Below are 17,074 nucleotides of genomic sequence, written 5' to 3'. Positions count from 1 at the left end.
CCCGACGGTCCGTTCAGCTTCGTTGCTGTGGGACTCGGCTCAGCAGGCACCTATGACAAGCTGGCCGCAGCGCAACATTCAAGTTGCGTGCCAGCTCGACGGAAACGTAAACTGTTGCGATTTCAGGTGATTACGACAGGCCTGAGGAACTGTCGGGCCTGGCGCGCTAACGAAATTCGAGCAGCCAGCTCAAACATTAGACAGCGAATCGACCTGCCTAGAAGCGAAGCAGGACCAAATTACGCCTTCCAGCGCCCGACCGCGAAGGCCTTGAGATGCCCACTGATGTCGTCAGGATCAAAGGCGGGCCCGGCGAAGGCGCCGAACGCCGCGGGAGCTTCCGTCGGCGCCCTGTTGCCGAGCGCTGCGTCGTAGAGATCGGGCCTGAACACCGCCATCGCCGTCTTCACGCCATCCGGGGTCAGCGCCGTCTGGCCCCAGCGCACCATCTGCGCATAGAGCCAGGCCGCCTGGATCGGATCGGGCCGCCCTGCTCCCTCGCGCCCAACGAGGAGGTAGCGGCCGCTCTCGCGGAAGGTGCCGTCGGGCGAGATCTTCAGCCGTCCTGTAAGGGTGCGCTGGATGACCTCGGCATCAACGCCGATCCGCTCCGGCTGCGCCAGGATCTGCGCCGCCTCGGTCCGGTTCTCGGGATGCTCGATGAACTCGGCCGCTTTCACGGCTGCCCGCACCAGGGCCGCGACCACATCAGGGTTCTTGTCCGCCCAGGTCTGGCGGACTGCCAGCACCTTCTCCGCCGCACGGACCAGGATGTCGGAGACGAAGTGCAGGATGTGGCCGATGCCGAGATCGACCGCGACCGAGTTCCAGGGCGCGCCAACGCAGAACGCATCGACATGGCCGTTCTTGAGACTGTCGACCATGTAGGGCGGCGGCAGCACCACCAGGCGCACGTCCTCGTCGGGATCGACGCCGGCCGCGGCCATCCAGAACCGCAATTGGTAATTGTGGGTCGAGAACGGGAAGGTCATGCCGAATGTGAGCGGCTCCGCCCCTGCCGTGCGCCGCTTGGCAACCACCTTCGCCAGCGCCTTCGCCGTCGCCATCGGGTCGAAGCGGTCACCGTCGATCTCCTCCATCAGCGCGGCATGAAGCGCCGGCGACACCGTGATGGCATTGCCGTTGATGCCGAGATTGAAGGCGGCGGCGATCGGCACCTTGACGTGGCCGAGCCCGAGCGAGGACGCAATCGCCACGGGCGCCAAAAGATGCGCAGCGTCGAACAGGCCGATGTTCAGCTTGTCGCGGACATTCGACCAGGAGACCTCGCGCACCAGCTCGACGTCGAGCCCTTCGGCTGCGGCAAATCCCTTGTCGACCGCGACGATCAGCGCGGCGGCGTCGACCAGCGGAATGAACCCGATGCGGAGGGGAACGGTCATTTCAGCATCTCCGACGCGGTGATGATCGATTGCGCGATCTCGCCGATTTTCTTCTTCTCGCGCATCGCGGTCGAGCGCATCAGCACATAGGCCTCGTCCTCGGTCAGGCCCTTCACCTTCATCAGAATGCCCTTGGCGCGCTCGATGACCTTGCGGTCCTCGAGTTGCGACTTGGTGCGATCGAGCTCCTCCTGGAGCTTGGCGAAGGCGTTGAAGCGGGACACGCAGAGGTCGAGGATCGGCTTCATGCGCTCCTTCTTCAGCCCGTCGACGATGTAGGCCGACACCCCCGCCTCCACCGAGGCCTGGATCGAGGCGGAATCGCTCTGGTCGACGAACATGGCGACCGGCCGCTTCACCGCGCGGCTGACCTGGAACATCGCCTCCAGCACGTCGCGGCTGGGGTTCTCCAGGTCGATCACGATGATGTCGGGGTCCACCGCATAGATGCGGGCGAGCAGGCTCTGCATCTCGCTGATATGGACGACCTGGGTGAACCCGGCGTCCCGCAACCCCTCCTCGAGGATCGCGGCCCGGACGGGGCTTTCATCGACGATCACGATTTTGGGCGACTGTTCGGCGCTCATGGCTCACTCGCGGCAGCTGATTCATCCATAGCACGCCGGAACGCCCTGCAAAGGGTTGTAATTATGGGCAATTGGGACTAGCTCAGCCGAGCTTTCGGCTGCGAAGCGGAACTCATGCTCAGGGAATCGTTGCCCCCGCGATCATCTTTTCGAGAAGTGGCACGGCAGCCAGCACCGCCGCCTCGTTGCGACCGGAGACCGCCAGCCTCACGACGTAGGAGTTGCCGTCCTTGTCGCGATCGGCGTAATGCGCGATCACTTCGACCGGCTGGTCCTCCAGTGACGGATCGTCGTAGCGGTTGACGATGACCTTGGGATTGACCGAGGGAAGCTTGGCGATCTTTGCATTCTTGCCGGATGTCGTTGCCCAATCCCGATCACTGGCAGCGACCCATTGAACCAATTTGGTCCGGCCCTCGTTGTAGCGGCCTTCGGCGTAGATGATTGCTTCTGCTTCACCGAAGCTCTTCCCCTTAGGCACGAACATCGACGCGCCGTATTTGAGGCTCGCAGCATCGTCCCTCACCCACCCATCAGGCGCTGTCACGCGTGGCCTGAATTCAGGACACAATCCTCCTTGCCGATCGCAGACATGGATGATCTTGTCGACTTCAGCTCGCGCCGGGAACATTGCGAAGGAAGCGGCAACGAAGGCCAAGCCGAAGATGAAACGGCGCATCGCAGTTGAGCTCCGTGGAATTAGGCAAGAAACAGAATGACAACTAAAACGGGCACGTTCGAGCAATTCACCTCGGAGCCTCCACTCGCCCGATCCGAATGAGCTTGCCGGTCAGGAACCCTCAGCCAGTCCCTTCCCTGTGAATGGCCAATGACGTCAAATACCGCGAGTATCGCTTTAGCGTCGCGCCGCATACGTTAGTTATTGAGTTTCGCCATCGGTTCAATTACTTGGATCGCAAATCCAGACAATTCAGATAGGCTCCAGGCGATTATATGGACAGAGCGCCGCGCATTTCATTCACGTCACTCGGATGCCCCAAGGCATTGGTGGATTCCGAGCGCATCATCACCCGCCTGCGCGCGGAGGGGTACGAGCTCGCCCGCAAGCATGACGGGGCTGACATCGTCATCGTCAACACCTGCGGCTTCCTCGACAGCGCCAAGCAGGAATCGCTCTCGGCGATCGGCGAGGCCATGGCCGAGAACGGCAAGGTGATCGTGACAGGCTGCATGGGCGCGGAACCGGAAGCGATCGAGCAGGCCTATCCGGGCGTGCTCTCCATCACCGGCCCGCAGCAATATGAGAGCGTGCTGGACGCCGTGCACCGCGCGCTGCCGCCGGCGCACAATCCGCATCTCGACCTGGTGCCGCCGCAGGGCATCAAGCTGACGCCGCGCCACTACGCCTATTTGAAGATTTCCGAGGGCTGCAACAACCGCTGCACCTTCTGCATCATCCCGAAGCTGCGCGGCGATCTCGTCTCGCGCCCCGCCAACGACGTGCTGCGCGAGGCCGAGCGCCTGGTCGGCGCCGGCGTCAAGGAATTGCTGGTGATCTCGCAGGACACCTCGGCTTACGGCGTCGACCTCAAATATGCCGAGAGCCCGTGGAAGGATCGCCAAGTCCGCGCCAAATTCCTCGACCTCGCGCGCGAGCTCGGCGAGTTAGGGGCCTGGGTCCGGCTGCAATATGTCTACCCCTACCCGCATGTCGACGAGGTCATCGCGCTGATGAGCGAGGGCAAGGTGCTGCCCTATCTCGACATCCCGTTCCAGCATGCGAGCCCCAACGTGCTCAAGGCGATGAAGCGCCCGGCCGCGCAGGACAAGACGCTGGAGCGGATCAAGCGCTGGCGCGAGCAATGCCCTGATCTCGCCCTGCGCTCGACCTTCATCGTCGGCTTCCCCGGCGAGACCGATTCCGACTTCGCCTATCTGCTCGACTGGCTCGATGAAGCCGAGATCGATCGCCTCGGCTGCTTCAAATACGAGCCGGTTGCCGGCGCCACCTCGAACGCGATCGAGAACCCCGTGCCCGAAGAGGTCAAGCAGGAGCGCTACAACGCCCTGATGGCCCGCCAGCAGAAGATCTCGGCACGACGGCTGAAGCGCAAGGTCGGCACGCGCCAGCAGATCATCATCGACGAGGTCGGGCCCACGGTGGCCAAGGGGCGCTCCAAGGCCGATGCGCCGGAGATCGACGGCGCGGTGTATCTGACGAGCCGCCGCCCCTTGCGCGTAGGCGAGATCGTCACCGCGAAGATCGAGCGCGCGGACGCCTACGACCTGCACGGCAGCGTTGCGGGGTTCTGAGGGCGTTTGCCAACGACCTCAGTCCACTGTCGCCCGATAAACGGCATTCTCGCCGAAGTGATACAAGTGTCTGCCGCGGCCCTGCAATCGGCCGGATGGCCGGCCAGAGCCATCGGGCATCAACAGGCGCGCTCGCCTAACAAGGATAATCCCATCTCGATCCAATCGTCCGATGTAGGCCACGTCGGCTTGATCGTCGTACTGTCCTGAAAACAAAATCTCCGCCTCGGACATTGCGAATGCGTGGCAGCCTCGGAGTTTCGTGCGCTTCGAGGTCAATTGAAAGTCTGCGCCAATCCCGCAGATCTGGAAATGCGGGTAGGCGAAAATGACAGCCTCTGCTCCAGACACGTTGAGTGCATAGCAATCATAGATCGTAGGGCCTGCATCGTTCGGAAATTCCCAGATCTTCTCCCCAAGACCCGAGAAGCAGACCAGCCCGGCCTGCCCAACTGGCGCTGGGCCAGGATGTCCCCATCCATAATTTCCAAAGATACCTTCGTCGAAATACCCCACCCAGATCCGGCCGCGATCATCGATCTGGAGATCGCTAATGCCGTCACCGAAGAGGACTCGGTCCGCTTGCCCAGTATGGGGATCAAGGACGACTCCGTTCAGGTCGTAGTCCGTCGTGCCCCGCCAGTTGCACCTTGTACCGGCCAGCAGGAGGCGTCCATCGGGAAACATGTCCACCTTGGGAAACGCGATATCGAGTGGCGGCAAGTCAATCGATTGGATTGATCCGGAGCTTTCCCTCAGCAGCCGAAATCGCTTCAGACCGTCCATTCTCGCTCGCGGAAACGAGCCGATAGCACCGTGATCGCTCTCGAACACGGCATGACGTGCGGATTCCTCAACGAACAGAAATAGCAGCGACTGATCGCCCGCCACCCCGCTCGCAGCAAGCAGGAAACCGGGAAGCGTCGGCGCCGCGCCAATCTTCTCGAACTGTATTGACCTGATCAACTGAGCCCCTGGTACCAACGAGCTGCCCGAGGCAGCATCACCAAGCACGCGCTGGGCGCAAGCGCAAAGTCGCGATCAGGATGCCGCCAGCCATTTCGGCACCCAGCGCTCCGGCCTTGGTGCGCGGGCGAGATCAGCCTTCGCTTCGGACAGCAGCGCCGGCTCGCCCTCGATGGCCGGACGCACATCGTATTCGAAGCTCGGCATGATGCGGCCGTCGGCATAGAGCCCGAACTTCATCGCATACCAAAGCCCGAGCTCGGGCTGCGCGCGGCGCATCTCCTCGCGCAGGTCGCGCAGCAGGGACTCGATCGAGGCGGCCTCCTCGAACGGCTGCGGCCCGCGCGACAGCACGCGCGCCTCGTATTGCCTGCCGACGATCGCGACCTCGAAATGCGTCCTGTCCCAGGGCTTCTTGCCCTTGGGCAGATGCGCGGCCAGGCGCCAGCCGAGCTCGGCCATCAGGCGATGATTGGCCCAGTAGTCCTCGCGGTCGCGACTCCATTTTTCCACGAAGCCGCGAAAGTCGGGCAGCTGCGATGCGTTGTCGTTCGGCGCCGTCGGCTCGCCATGCAGTCGTCCGGCGAGCCATTGCGCGAGCTCGACCGTCTGGCACTCAACCTCGTCATGCGGCTTGAGATCGCTCCAGGCCTTCTCGAATTGCTGCGACGTCAGTTTGGCAAGGAGGCCACCGAGGCTCGGCGCCAGCAATTCGTAATCGCCCTCCGACCCCAGTCCCACGATCGGCGGATTGTCGCGGTTGAGACCTGCGCCATACCAGCCGCCGACGGCCGAACCATCCGGCAGCCGCATGAACAGCGAAAACCTGTCTCGCAACGGACTGCCGTCGACGATAGGTGCGGAATCGGAGAATTGGCCCTGCAGCGAAAAGCAGCCGACGCTGCCCCACGGCCGCCCGTCGAGCCACGCGGCAAAGCCGACCAGCAGCGGAGGCGCTTCCATGCCAGGCGGAAATGCGCTGCGAATGCTGTCGAGGTCGATTGGATAAGGCGTATCGGACAAGGCTGAAAACTATCTGGTTGGTCCCGTCCCTCTTGGTCTGAGCCGACATGCGTCCGGTTCGAGCCAAGTTGCGTCCTTCGACCACAAACCCGCTCAAGGTGCAATGGTTTCTGGGGCCAAGCGCAGAAACTGGATGAAACAACTGCCATCGTCGGAGGACGGCGCGCACCCACCACCGCTTGATACGCTCTGGCCTGCGCCATCTTCGCGATCGCCGGCAGCACCCTGCACACGCGGACTGCGCACCGAAATGTGACACTATAATGCATTCACGCAGGGGTCACGGACTCGGCCTAACTCTGCCCGCGCTTTCAACGCGAGCGAGGATTTTTGATGAGCCGCCTCTCGGACATGCTGCGCACGCAGCGCTTCGACGATTACCGCTTCTACCACCAGAGCACCGTCAACCAGACGCTGCACCTGATCAGCGCCGTCATCTTCCTGTTCTGCTACGCGTTGCTATTCGTGGACCCCGCGCTGGCCGGCATCGTTGGCTGGCTTGCGATGCTGACGCGGCAGACCGGACATTTCTTCTTCGAGCCGAACGGCTATGACGCCGTCAACGACGTCAGCAACGAGTACAAGGAAGAGATCAAGGTCGGCTACAACCAGACCCGCAAGATCGTGCTGCTGCTGGTCTGGGGCAGTGCGCCGATCGCACTGTACGTGTATCCGGCACTGTTCGGACTTTTCGATCCGCCCGCCGATCGCTTCGACTTTATCCGCCATGTGGGAGCGCTCTGGCTCGGGATCGGAATCGCCGGGGGACTCGCGCGCATGCTGCAGCTGTTCGCCACCCGCGACGTCACGACGGGGCTGGTCTGGGTGTTCAAGTTGCTGACCGACCCCTTCCACAACATCGCCCTGTACTGGAAATCACCGCTCAAGCTGATGCGCGGCGAGCTGATCGACACCGCGATTGCGGACGCCGATTGGGGCGACGAAGACGCCGAGGAAGCCGCTCACCTGACTTGACCGATGCACGCCAGGCGGGTGTTCGGTAAAACGCCCGCTTGACAAGCCCCGCCATTCGCATGTATTGCCGCGCCCCATGATCAACCGGACCCATCAGCGCACCGCAATGCTCCGTCGTCGCTCCCGCGACGATGAGAGGGTGCGCCATGTCCGACGACGCCGCTGAACCACTAAAGTTCAGCCGAGGTTTTCGAGAAGGCCGCACCCGCAAGGTGCGGCCTTCTTGCTTTTTGCGCCCGTTTTCCACCCGCCTCCAGAGGAGTACGACATGACCACGCATCCGTATGACGCGCTGATGGACATCACCGCACGGCCCAAGGCCGTGTTCGTCCGCGGCGCCGGCTCCTACCTCTGGGACGACAGCCGCAAGCGCTATCTCGACTTCGTGCAGGGCTGGGCCGTGAACTGCCTCGGTCACTCCCCACCGGCGGTCGCTGACGCGCTTGGTGCGCAAGCCAGGCGACTGCTGACGCCGAGCCCGGCCTTCTACAACGAGCCGAGCCTCAACCTCGCGCAGGCACTGGTCGCAAACAGCGCGTTCGACCAGGTGTTTTTTGCCAATTCCGGTGGGGAGGCCAATGAAGGCGCGATCAAGCTCGCGCGCAAATTTGGCAGCGTACACAAGGGCGGCGCGTTCGAGATCATCAGCTTCGAGGGCGGCTTCCACGGCCGGACGCTGGCGACGATGTCGGCCTCGGGCAAGAAGGCGTTCGAGCGGCTGTTCGAGCCGAAGGTGTCAGGGTTCAAGAAGGCCAGGCTCAACGACATCACTTCGGTCGAAGCGCTGATCAACGACAACACCGTCGCCGTGATGCTCGAGCCGATCCAGGGTGAATCCGGCGTGTGGCCTGCGACCGATCAGTTCCTGCAGCAGCTGCGCGCGCTCACCGAGGCGCATGGCCTCTTGCTGATCTTCGACGAGATCCAGACCGGCATGGGCCGGACCGGAAAGCTCTTCCATTACGAGCACACCGGAATTGCGCCTGACATCATGACGCTCGGCAAAGGCATCGGCGGCGGGGTCCCGCTCGCCGCCCTGCTCGCGACCGAACGCGCCTCCTGTTTCGAGCACGGCGACCAGGGCGGCACCTTCAACGGCAACCCGATCATGTGCGCGGCAGGCCTCGCTGTGCTCGAGGAGGTCGGCAAGCCGGACTTCCTGAAGGCGGTCACCGAGACAGGCCTTTTGCTCGAAAGCGAGTTGCAGAAAGTCTCGGCGCGGCACGGGCTCGGCGGCGTACGCGGACGTGGGCTCTTGCTCGCGCTCGATCTCAAGCTGCCGATCGCGCCGGGCATCGTTGCACAAGCGTTCGAAGCCGGCGTGCTGCTGAACGCCCCGCAGCTCGACAGCTTGCGCTTCATGCCGGCGCTGAACGTCACGAAGGAGGAGATCGCCGAGATGATCGATTGTCTCGACGGGATCTTGACCAAGGCCGGCGCGGCACGGCGGGTGGCGTAGAGACGCTCTCGTGCCCCGGACGCGGCGCAGCGCTCTCAAGGCGATGCGAAGCATCGTCCGGCGAGCGGTGCGCTGCAGAGCCGGGGCCTATCTCTCCGCAGCGGTCGTGGCAACTGGGTCCCGGCTCGGCGCTGCAATGCTTACGCATTGCAGCTTGTCCGGGATACGAGACGCTACGGCTTCAGGATCGAAGCCCCCGTGGTCTTGCGGCTTTCGAGATCGATGTGCGCCTTGGCGGCGTCTTTCAGCGCGTAGGCGTGATTGATCGGCACGTGCAGCTTACCGCTGATCACGGCGGCGAACAGCGTGTCGGCGCCTTCCAACAGCTCCTTGCGGGTGCCGACATAGTCGTTCAGCTTCGGCCGGGTCGCAAACAGCGAGCCGTGATTGTTGAGCTCGGCGATCGCGAACGGCGGCACCGGACCCGAGGCATTGCCGAACGAGACGAACATGCCGCGCGGCTTCAGGCAGGACAGCGAGCCCGGGAAAGTCGCCTTGCCAACGCCGTCATAGACGACGTCGCACCCCTCGTTGCGGCTGATCTGCTTCACGCGGGCGACGAAATCCTCCTCGTTGTAGAGGATGACGTGATCGCAGCCATTGGCCTCCGCCAGCTCGGCCTTCTCGCGCGAGCCGACGGTGCCGATGACGTGCGCGCCGAGCGCCCTCGCCCATTGGCACGCGAGCAAGCCGATGCCGCCGGCGGCGGCATGGATCAGCACACGATGATGTGGCTCGACCCTGAAGGTCTTGTGCAGCAGGTACCAGACCGTCAGCCCCTTCAGCATCAGCACGGCGCCCTGCTCATAGGTGATGTGGTCGGGCAGCTTGACCAGCTTCTCCCAGGGGATATTGCGCTCGCCGGTATAGGCGCCAAGATTGTGGTAATAGGCGACGCGGTCGCCGGGATGAAAATTGGTGACGCCGGGCCCGACCGCGACCACGTCGCCCGCCGCCTCGTTGCCGGCGATGAAGGGCAGCCCCGGCGCCTTGTAGAGCCCGGTGCGATAATAGACGTCGATGAAGTTGAGGCCCACCGCATGCTGGCGGACGCGCACCTCGCCCGGCCCGGGCGCCGGCACGTCGACGCTCTCATAGACCAGGGCCTCGGGGCCTCCGACCTTGTGCACACGGACGGCTTTGGTCATCAGTCGACCTCCTTGATGCAAAGGGCAGCGAAAGCGATCACGACGGCCTTGTCAACTCGGGCCAGCTGAAACGATTAGCCCCCGGGCTTTTCAGTCTTCCTGCGGTTGCGCCTGGCCAGCACGTTGAAGAGCTCGACAGCCGCCGAGAACGCGATCGCGAAGTAGATGTAGCCGCGCGGAATATGGAACTGGAATCCATCAGCGACCAGCGCGACGCCGATCAGCACCAGGAATGCCAGGGCCAGCATCTTCGTGGTCGGATGCTCCGCGACGAAGCGCGACACCGGTCCTGCCGAAACGTACATGACGGCGCAGGCGATCACGACGGCAGCGATCATGATCCTGATATCTTCGGCCATGCCGATCGCGGTGATGATCGAATCCAGGGAAAACACCAGGTCGATGACGATGATTTGGATGATCACCCAAAAGAAAGCGTTGCCTGCGGATTTCTTCTCGCTCGCATCGTGGGCGGACTCGACCTCGCCGTGAATTTCGTGCGTGGCCTTGGCGATCAGGAAGAGGCCGCCGCCAATCAGGATGAGGTCGCGCCAGGAAAACGAGTATCCCAGCGTCGACAGCACCGGCTCGGTCAGGCCGATCAGCCAGACCAGGAGACTGAGCAGGACGAGGCGGAACACCAGCGCCAGCGCGAGCCCGATCTGCCGGGCGCGGTGCGCCTGCGGCTCGGGAAGGCGCGAGACCAGCACCGAGATGAAGATGACGTTGTCGATGCCGAGCACGATCTCGAGCGCCGTCAGGGTGAGCAGCGCCGCCCACGCTTCGGGGCTGGCCAGAAGCTCCATCATGCGAATGATCTCCCCAGGCGGATCAGGGTGTCGCTGAAGCTGATCCACAGCGCGATGGCGCAGAGCACGATCGTCACGCCGACTCCGACGTGAAAATCCATCCGCAGCGCGTAGAGGGCGAGCACCGCCCAGATCGCGATCAACGACATCGTCAGCCAGCGCAGCCGCACGACGCGCACCGGATGCAGCACGTGGAACGGCACGAAGGTCAGCACGACGAGTGCGGCCACCAGCAGCGTCGACCACAGCGGCGGCCAGTGCAGCAGGAACAGGTAGAACGCCGCCGCATTCCACAGCGCCGGGAAGCCGCGGAAATGATTGTCGTCGGCCTTCATGCGGAGGTCGGCGAAATAGAGCGCGCTGGTGACGATGATGGCAATGCCGAGCAAGGGCGCGGCGACCGGCAGCAGCAGGCCGCTGGCCACGATCGCATAGGCCGGCACGAAGACATAGGTGACGAAGTCGACCACCAGATCGAGCACGTCACCCGACCAGTTCGGCTGCACGTTCTTGACGTCGAGCCGGCGCGCGATCGGCCCGTCGATCGCGTCGATGATCAGGGCGATGCCGAGCCATTGAAACATCGCCGCCCAATGCTCGCGCACGGCCTCCAGCATCGCCAGGAGCGCGAGCGCCGCACCGAACGCCGTGAAGACATGCACCGACAAGGCCGCGGCGCGAATGGCGGTTGTGGGCTTGAGGGAATCCTGCTGGGTATCCATGGCTTCTGCTATCAGAATGGGGGTGATTTGCACATCCGCCATTGCGGCGCTCGGCCGCACAATTGCCCGCGGATCCGGAAAAATAGGTGGGCTTGAATTTGCCGCGGGCCGTGTCAAATGTCATTCCATGACAGACGCATCGACACTCCATGACGCCGCGGTGATCGGCGGCGGACCGGCGGGCCTTGCGGCGGCGATCGCATTGGCGCAAGCGGGTGCACGCACCGCGCTGGTGGCGCGGCGCGTGCCCTACGCGGACAATCGCACCACCGCGCTGCTCGGTGCCTCCATCGACCTCTTGGAGATGCTCGACGTCTGGCCACGCTGCAAGGACAAGGCGGCTGCGCTCGAGGTCATGCGCCTCGTCGACGATACCGGCCGACTGTTCCGTGCGCCGGAGGTCCGCTTCTCCTGTCACGAAATCGGCCTCGACGCCTTCGGCTACAACATCGACAACCGCTCGCTGATGCTGGCTTTGGAAGCGCGCGCGGCCGAGCTGGCCAACCTCGTCCGCTTCGACGACGAGGCTGAAAGCGCCGTCATCGAGGCGGACGACGTCGCGCTGCGCACAGCATCGGGACAGTTCCTCTCGGCCAGGCTCGTGGTTGGCGCCGACGGCCGGCACTCGCTCTGCCGCGAATCCGCCGGCATCGACGTGACGCGGCGCGAGTTGAACCAGAACGCGCTGACCTTCAACGTCGGCCATGCCCGTCCGCATCGCAATGTCTCGACCGAGTTCCACACGCCGCACGGGCCTTGCGTCTTCGTGCCCCTGCCCGGCGACCGATCCAGCATCGTCTGGGTCTCGGCGCCTGCGGACGCCGAGCGACTGCGCGGCCTCAGCGACGAGGAGCTGTCCGCCGCGATCGAAAAGCAATCGCATTCGATCCTGGGACGCATGACGGTCGAGCCCGGTCGCAACCTGTTCCCGCTCGCGATCGAACGTCCCAAATCCTTCGGCCGCCACCGGATCGCGCTGGTCGGGGAAGCGGCCCATGTCGTGCCGCCGATCGGCGCTCAGGGCCTCAATCTCGGCCTGCGCGATGCCGCGGACATCGCAAGGCTCGCGGGCGAAGCTCTCGCCGCCGGCCAGGACCCCGGCTCCGGCGAGGTCCTCAGGCGCTACGACCGCGCGCGGCGTCCGGACATTCTGAGCCGGACCTTCGCGATCGACATCGCCAATCGCTCGCTGCTCAACGACTTCCTCCCGCTCCAGCCGGTCCGCGCCGTCGGCATGCACCTCCTCGGCGCTATCGGCCCGCTCCGACGCTTCGCCATGCGCGAGGGCCTGGCGCCGACCTGGCGGCGCTAAGCCTCGTCACGGAAACGCCAGCCGTCCGGTCTGGATCGCCCACATCACGCTGGTCAGCGTGACCACCGAGGCGAACGTTCCGAGCAGCACCGCGACGGAGGCGGATTCGATCCAGGCCTCGTTCTGGCGGGCGATCACGAACACGTTCAGCGCCGGCGGCAGCGAGGCCATCAGCACGGCGGTCGCGGCCCAGGGCTGCGCGAACGGGCCGAACGCCAGCATCAGGCCGAATGCCATGAGCGGATGGATCAGCAGCTTGACCGCGATCACGGCAGGCACTTCCCACGGCACGCGGTCGAACGGGCGCAGCGCCACGGTCACGCCGAGCACGAACAGCGCGGTCGGAGCGGCGGCGTTCTGCAGGAAGGTGATGGTGCGGTCGAGCGCGACCGGCATCTCGATATGCAGCGCCGCGACCGCCGCGCCGAAGCAGGCGGACATGATCAGCGGATTGAGCACGATCTGCTTCAGCACCAGGCCGAAGGCGTGGACGAGCGAGGGATGGTCGCGGTCGGAGAGCTCGATCAGGAGCGGCACGATCGTGAACAGGAAGATGCTGTCGCAGCAGAAGATCAGCGCGGTCGGCGCCGCCGCCTTCGGCCCGAGCACCGCGAGCGCCAGCCCCGGCCCCATATAGCCGATATTGCCGTAGCCGCCGGAGAGGCCCGCGAGCGTCGCCTCGCGCAGCGTCAGCCGTCCCAGCAGCTTGCCGACCACGAGAGCCAGGGTGAATGCCGCCACCGTCGACAGCGTGGTCGCCACCAGGAACGGCGGGTTGTTCAATTCCGAGAACGGCGTCTTCGACATGATCGCAAACAGCAGCGCCGGCAGCGACACGTAGAGCAGGAAGAAGTTCATCCAGGCGAGGCCCGATTCCGGCAGAGACTTGGTCTTGCCGCACGCAAAACCGACGAAGATCAAGCCGAAATAAGGTAGCGCCAGATTGAGGATATCGACCATTGGTGAAGTGTTTTCTGAAGATCTCGGGGCTATCCGCCACGGAAACGAAGGTTAATTCCCGACAAGCCCACTAGCATCGGCCACAATCCTGGTCTATCGACGGAGAATGATCAAAGCGCGGACCGCCAAATTTCAGATCGGACAGGTCGTTCGCCACCGGATCTTCTCGTTCCGGGGGGTGATCTTCGACATCGATCCGGAATTCAACAACACCGAAGAGTGGTGGCTGTCGATCCCCGAGGAGGTGCGTCCGCACAAGGACCAGCCGTTCTATCACCTGCTCGCGGAGAACGCGGACTCCGAATACGTCGCCTACGTCTCCGAGCAGAATCTCCTGCCCGATGATTCCGGCGAGCCGGTCCGCCACTCCCAGGTCGCCGAGATCTTCATCAAGGACAAGGCCGGCGGCTATCGCCCGCGCAATCCGTCACTGAACTAACCGTCGCGGCTTGCAACCGGAAAGCAAAAAAGGCGCTCGAACCGAGCGCCTTTTTCATGTCGCGGCTCCGGGCCGATTACTTCTGGCCAGCCGGAGGCGTGCCCTGCTGCTGCTCGAGCTTCTTGCGCTGCTCGTCGGCCTTCTTCTGAAGCTCTTCCTGGAGCTTCTTCTGGGTTTCCTCGAACACCTTCGGATCGGTCGGCGGACCGTCATAGGCCTTCTGGAATTCGCCGGCGAGCGGCAGCGGCAGGGTCAGCGGCGCGCCGTTGGCATTGATCGCCTGGACAACGAGATTCTGGCCCTTCTTCATGTTGTTGATGAGCTCGGGCGTAGCCTCGTAATCGGACATGCAACCGTTCTGGAAGCAGATGACATAGGGCTGCTGCAGCGGCGGATTGTTGTCGACGATGATGCGGGTGCCGTGCACGAGCTGCATGCCCAGCGGCAACGTCACGCGCAGGATCTTCTTCGGCTCGCCTTCGGGCTCGATGATCACCGCCGCGATGACCGGCTGACCCGACTCAATGCGGCCGTCCTTGCCGGTGAAGCAGACCTGCTTGGCGTTGGCGTCCTGGCCCTTGAGGCAGAACTTGGTCCAGGGGGCGTAGATCAGCTGGATCTGCTGATCGGCCGGCTGGGCTGCGCCCTGCTGCTGCGCGCCCGGCGCCGGCTGCGCCTGCGGCGACGCGGCGGGTGCGGGAGCCTTGGGGGCGGCGGCTTTCGGAGGAGCCTTGGGAGCCGGAGCCGGGGTCGCCTTGGGCGCGCCAGGCGCCGGTGCGGGAGATTGGGCCTCGGCGGCAAAGGGAACGGCCAACGCCGTCGCCGTCAACAGGGCGAGAAGCCGCCCGCGCGGCCGGACGGACGCGGCCAAGTAACGGAAATTCATTGCGGAAAACCCTTTCTGAACGGGAAGTGCCCGAACCGCTCCGAAGCGCCGAACCTGGCCGCCTTGGGCGCGGCTCTCTTCCCGTCAATTGAGGCGGATAAGTGACGGGCTCGACGCTCTTGCGCGATTGGGTGCCTTCTTAGCGTGGCCGACGAAAAGATCAATGCCGACAAGCGCCTTTGGCCACATCCCTAGCTGCGCTGCGGGAAATTCCCTGTGATAGGATTCCGGCCAGCGGTCCTCGAATCAACGTGTGCCGATGTTCATGTTCCAAGGCCTCGTCGAGGGCCCCCGTCGCCGTCTTGCCCAAGCCGCGGTTGTGGCTCTCGCTCTCGGGCTGTCGGCAGGCGGCAGCGCTAGGGCCGCGGAGGCCCATGCCATTGCCATGCACGGCAGACCGGCGCTGCCCGCCGACTTCACCCATATGCCCTACGCCAATCCGGATGCGCCGAAGGGCGGCCGCATCACCTGGGGCATTCTCGGCACCTTCGACAGTCTCAATCCCTTCATCGTCAGGGGATTGGCGGTGCAGCAGATGCGGGGTTACGTGGTCGAAAGCCTGCTCGCGCGCGGCCAAGACGAGGCGTTCACGCTCTACGGCCTGCTCGCCCGGACCGTCGAAAGCGACGATGACCGCACCTTCGTCACGTTCCACCTCGATCCCCGCGCCCGCTTCTCCGACGGCAAGCCCGTGCTCGCCGAAGACGTGCTGTTCTCCTGGGAGCTGCTGCGCGACCACGGCCGGCCCAACCACCGGCAGTATTACGCCAAGGTCGCGAAGGCCGAGGCACCCGATCCCCTCACCGTCCGTTTCGACCTCACCGGCGCCAACGACCGCGAGCTGCCGCTGATTCTCGGCCTGATGCCGATCCTGCCGAAGCATGCCATCGACGTCGCGACTTTCGAGGAGACGACGCTGACGGCGCCGGTCGGCTCCGGACCCTATCGCGTCACGGCGGTGAAGCCCGGTGCCAGCGTCACCCTCATCCGCAACCCCGACTATTGGGGCCGCGACCTGCCCATCAACCGCGGGCTCTACAATTTCGACGAGATCCGGCTCGATTATTTTCGCGAGGCGAACGGCCAGTTCGAGGCTTTCAAGCGCGGCCTGTACGATTTCCGGATCGAGCACGAGCCGTTGCGATGGCACGACGGCTACGATTTTCCTGCAGTTAAAAGCGGCGAGGTGATCCGCGACAGCGTCAAACCGGGCACGCCGCAGCCGTCCGAATTCCTGGTCTTCAACACCCGCCGCCCGATCTTCGCCGACATCCGCGTGCGGCAGGCGCTGACGCTGCTGTTCGATTTCGAGCTGGTCAACCGCAACTACTTCTTCGGGCTCTACTCGCGCGTTGCAGGCTATTTCGCCGGCTCGGACCTCTCGGCCTATGGGCGGCCTGCGGATGCGCGCGAACGCGAGCTGCTGAAGCCGTTCGCCGCACAGATCCCGCCTGACATCCTCGACGGCCGCTACCGCCTGCCGGCCACCGACGGCTCGGGACGCGACCGCACCACCCTGCGCGCGGCGCTGAAGCTGCTGTCGGAGGCCGGCTACGATCTCGACGGCACCGTGCTGCGCAATCGCGCGACGAAGGCCCCCTTCACCTTCGAGATCATGGTCTCGACCCGCGACCAGGAGCGCATCGCGCTCGCGTTCCAGCGCGACCTCAAGCGCGCCGGCATCGAGCCGACCGTTCGCTCGGTCGATCCCGTGCAGTTCGACCAGCGCCGGCTCGCCTACGAGTTCGACATGATCCAGAACCGCTGGGACCAGTCGCTGTCGCCGGGCAACGAGCAATATTTCTACTGGGGCAGCGCGGCCGCGGACAATCCCGGCACCCGCAATTACATGGGGGCCAGGGATCCCGCCGTCGATGCCATGATCGCCGCCCTGCTCGAAGCCCGTGAACATACGGATTTCGTCCCGGCGGTGCGCGCGCTCGACCGCACCCTGATCGCGGGCTTCTATACAATCCCGCTGTTTAACGTATCGGAGCAATGGATTGCGCGCTGGAATCGGATAGAACGGCCCAAGGTCACCTCGCTCTCGGGCTATTTGCCGGAGACCTGGTGGTCGAAAGGGCAGCCGCAAGCTCATCAAGCAAAGTGAC

General features: G+C 64.2%; 16 protein-coding genes. 6 read left to right on the top strand and 10 right to left on the bottom strand.

The features are described 5' to 3' along the window. Nucleotides 1-239: 239 nt before the first annotated feature. From AC3WLX_RS01105 to AC3WLX_RS01095, 3 genes are all read right to left on the bottom strand, one after another. A complete protein-coding gene (locus AC3WLX_RS01105; protein ID WP_492334402.1) occupies nucleotides 240-1,403 on the bottom strand; it encodes a CmpA/NrtA family ABC transporter substrate-binding protein in 1,164 nt (387 codons plus the stop codon). Beyond that, entirely contained in the window at nucleotides 1,400-1,990 is a 591-nt protein-coding gene (locus AC3WLX_RS01100) for an ANTAR domain-containing response regulator (protein ID WP_492334401.1), read from the bottom strand. Before AC3WLX_RS01100 ends, AC3WLX_RS01105 begins: the two co-directional genes overlap by 4 nt. 118 nt (nucleotides 1,991-2,108) lie before the next feature. Continuing rightward, nucleotides 2,109-2,669: a hypothetical protein gene (locus tag AC3WLX_RS01095; RefSeq protein WP_492335890.1), complete on the bottom strand. Its 561-nt coding sequence runs from the start codon at nucleotides 2,667-2,669 to the stop codon at nucleotides 2,109-2,111. A 275-nt stretch (nucleotides 2,670-2,944) separates the two neighbouring features. On the opposite strand from AC3WLX_RS01095, the gene rimO reads away from it, so the two are divergent. Further along, on the top strand, nucleotides 2,945-4,264 hold the full coding sequence (gene rimO / locus AC3WLX_RS01090) for a 30S ribosomal protein S12 methylthiotransferase RimO (protein ID WP_492334400.1): 1,320 nt from the start codon (nucleotides 2,945-2,947) through the stop codon (nucleotides 4,262-4,264). A gap of 18 nt (nucleotides 4,265-4,282) precedes the next feature. Here the strand turns inward: rimO and AC3WLX_RS01085 are convergent, their stop codons facing one another. Both AC3WLX_RS01085 and AC3WLX_RS01080 read right to left on the bottom strand, forming a co-directional pair. Then, nucleotides 4,283-5,230: a hypothetical protein gene (locus AC3WLX_RS01085; protein ID WP_492334399.1), complete on the bottom strand. Its 948-nt coding sequence runs from the start codon at nucleotides 5,228-5,230 to the stop codon at nucleotides 4,283-4,285. A gap of 75 nt (nucleotides 5,231-5,305) precedes the next feature. Next, the gene (locus tag AC3WLX_RS01080) at nucleotides 5,306-6,253 is read right to left on the bottom strand and encodes a hypothetical protein (RefSeq protein WP_492334398.1); all 948 of its coding nucleotides are present in this window, start codon (nucleotides 6,251-6,253) and stop codon (nucleotides 5,306-5,308) included. A gap of 333 nt (nucleotides 6,254-6,586) precedes the next feature. On the opposite strand from AC3WLX_RS01080, the gene AC3WLX_RS01075 reads away from it, so the two are divergent. Both AC3WLX_RS01075 and AC3WLX_RS01070 read left to right on the top strand, forming a co-directional pair. Continuing rightward, entirely contained in the window at nucleotides 6,587-7,228 is a 642-nt protein-coding gene (locus AC3WLX_RS01075; RefSeq protein ID WP_492334397.1) for a hypothetical protein, read from the top strand. Nucleotides 7,229-7,496: 268 nt separating this feature from the next. Continuing rightward, complete coding sequence (locus AC3WLX_RS01070; RefSeq protein ID WP_492334396.1) at nucleotides 7,497-8,687, top strand: acetylornithine transaminase; 1,191 nt, start codon at nucleotides 7,497-7,499, stop codon at nucleotides 8,685-8,687. A gap of 173 nt (nucleotides 8,688-8,860) precedes the next feature. Here AC3WLX_RS01070 and AC3WLX_RS01065 read toward each other — a convergent pair whose 3' ends face one another. The 3 genes from AC3WLX_RS01065 to pcsA all read right to left on the bottom strand — a co-directional run bounded on the left by AC3WLX_RS01065 (nucleotide 8,861) and on the right by pcsA (nucleotide 11,408). Next, nucleotides 8,861-9,835: a quinone oxidoreductase family protein gene (locus AC3WLX_RS01065; RefSeq protein WP_492334395.1), complete on the bottom strand. Its 975-nt coding sequence runs from the start codon at nucleotides 9,833-9,835 to the stop codon at nucleotides 8,861-8,863. Nucleotides 9,836-9,909: 74 nt separating this feature from the next. Continuing rightward, nucleotides 9,910-10,644: a TerC family protein gene (locus AC3WLX_RS01060; RefSeq protein WP_291623620.1), complete on the bottom strand. Its 735-nt coding sequence runs from the start codon at nucleotides 10,642-10,644 to the stop codon at nucleotides 9,910-9,912. After that, nucleotides 10,641-11,408, bottom strand: a complete 768-nt coding sequence (gene pcsA / locus AC3WLX_RS01055) for a phosphatidylcholine synthase (protein ID WP_492334394.1) — start codon at nucleotides 11,406-11,408, stop codon at nucleotides 10,641-10,643. Before pcsA ends, AC3WLX_RS01060 begins: the two co-directional genes overlap by 4 nt. Nucleotides 11,409-11,493: 85 nt before the next feature. On the opposite strand from pcsA, the gene AC3WLX_RS01050 reads away from it, so the two are divergent. Continuing rightward, complete coding sequence (locus AC3WLX_RS01050) at nucleotides 11,494-12,678, top strand: UbiH/UbiF family hydroxylase (RefSeq protein WP_291631853.1); 1,185 nt, start codon at nucleotides 11,494-11,496, stop codon at nucleotides 12,676-12,678. Nucleotides 12,679-12,684: 6 nt separating this feature from the next. On the opposite strand, the gene AC3WLX_RS01045 is transcribed toward AC3WLX_RS01050, so the two are convergent. After that, complete coding sequence (locus AC3WLX_RS01045) at nucleotides 12,685-13,638, bottom strand: AEC family transporter (protein ID WP_492334393.1); 954 nt, start codon at nucleotides 13,636-13,638, stop codon at nucleotides 12,685-12,687. Nucleotides 13,639-13,744: 106 nt separating this feature from the next. On the opposite strand from AC3WLX_RS01045, the gene hspQ reads away from it, so the two are divergent. Beyond that, entirely contained in the window at nucleotides 13,745-14,077 is a 333-nt protein-coding gene (gene hspQ / locus AC3WLX_RS01040) for a heat shock protein HspQ (RefSeq protein WP_492334392.1), read from the top strand. Between the two features lie 76 nt (nucleotides 14,078-14,153). On the opposite strand, the gene AC3WLX_RS01035 is transcribed toward hspQ, so the two are convergent. Beyond that, complete coding sequence (locus AC3WLX_RS01035) at nucleotides 14,154-14,963, bottom strand: invasion associated locus B family protein (RefSeq protein ID WP_492334391.1); 810 nt, start codon at nucleotides 14,961-14,963, stop codon at nucleotides 14,154-14,156. Nucleotides 14,964-15,222: 259 nt separating this feature from the next. Here AC3WLX_RS01035 and AC3WLX_RS01030 point away from each other — a divergent pair, with 259 nt between their 5' ends. Next, nucleotides 15,223-17,073 carry an extracellular solute-binding protein gene (locus AC3WLX_RS01030; protein ID WP_492334390.1) on the top strand — a complete coding sequence of 617 codons (1,851 nt, stop codon included), beginning with the start codon at nucleotides 15,223-15,225 and terminating at the stop codon, nucleotides 17,071-17,073. Nucleotide 17,074: the final 1 nt, after the last annotated feature.

This window comes from Bradyrhizobium sp. FW305-F6 (genome assembly GCF_058782905.1).
Note: the sequence above shows the minus strand (reverse complement) of the source record. Positions and strands in the feature narration are given on the sequence as shown.

Bases quoted from the DNA above. Each gene is read 5' to 3' on its own strand.
- rimO (WP_492334400.1), top strand. From the start codon at position 2,945: ATGGACAGAGCGCCGCGCATTTCATTCACGTCACTCGGATGCCCCAAG.
- pcsA (WP_492334394.1), bottom strand. From the start codon at position 11,408: ATGGCGGATGTGCAAATCACCCCCATTCTGATAGCAGAAGCCATGGAT.
- AC3WLX_RS01095 (WP_492335890.1), bottom strand. From the start codon at position 2,669: ATGCGCCGTTTCATCTTCGGCTTGGCCTTCGTTGCCGCTTCCTTCGCA.
- AC3WLX_RS01050 (WP_291631853.1), top strand. From the start codon at position 11,494: ATGACAGACGCATCGACACTCCATGACGCCGCGGTGATCGGCGGCGGA.
- AC3WLX_RS01060 (WP_291623620.1), bottom strand. From the start codon at position 10,644: ATGATGGAGCTTCTGGCCAGCCCCGAAGCGTGGGCGGCGCTGCTCACC.
- AC3WLX_RS01030 (WP_492334390.1), top strand. From the start codon at position 15,223: ATGTTCATGTTCCAAGGCCTCGTCGAGGGCCCCCGTCGCCGTCTTGCC.
- hspQ (WP_492334392.1), top strand. From the start codon at position 13,745: ATGATCAAAGCGCGGACCGCCAAATTTCAGATCGGACAGGTCGTTCGC.
- AC3WLX_RS01075 (WP_492334397.1), top strand. From the start codon at position 6,587: ATGAGCCGCCTCTCGGACATGCTGCGCACGCAGCGCTTCGACGATTAC.
- AC3WLX_RS01100 (WP_492334401.1), bottom strand. From the start codon at position 1,990: ATGAGCGCCGAACAGTCGCCCAAAATCGTGATCGTCGATGAAAGCCCC.
- AC3WLX_RS01035 (WP_492334391.1), bottom strand. From the start codon at position 14,963: ATGAATTTCCGTTACTTGGCCGCGTCCGTCCGGCCGCGCGGGCGGCTT.
- AC3WLX_RS01045 (WP_492334393.1), bottom strand. From the start codon at position 13,638: ATGGTCGATATCCTCAATCTGGCGCTACCTTATTTCGGCTTGATCTTC.
- AC3WLX_RS01065 (WP_492334395.1), bottom strand. From the start codon at position 9,835: ATGACCAAAGCCGTCCGTGTGCACAAGGTCGGAGGCCCCGAGGCCCTG.
- AC3WLX_RS01105 (WP_492334402.1), bottom strand. From the start codon at position 1,403: ATGACCGTTCCCCTCCGCATCGGGTTCATTCCGCTGGTCGACGCCGCC.
- AC3WLX_RS01070 (WP_492334396.1), top strand. From the start codon at position 7,497: ATGACCACGCATCCGTATGACGCGCTGATGGACATCACCGCACGGCCC.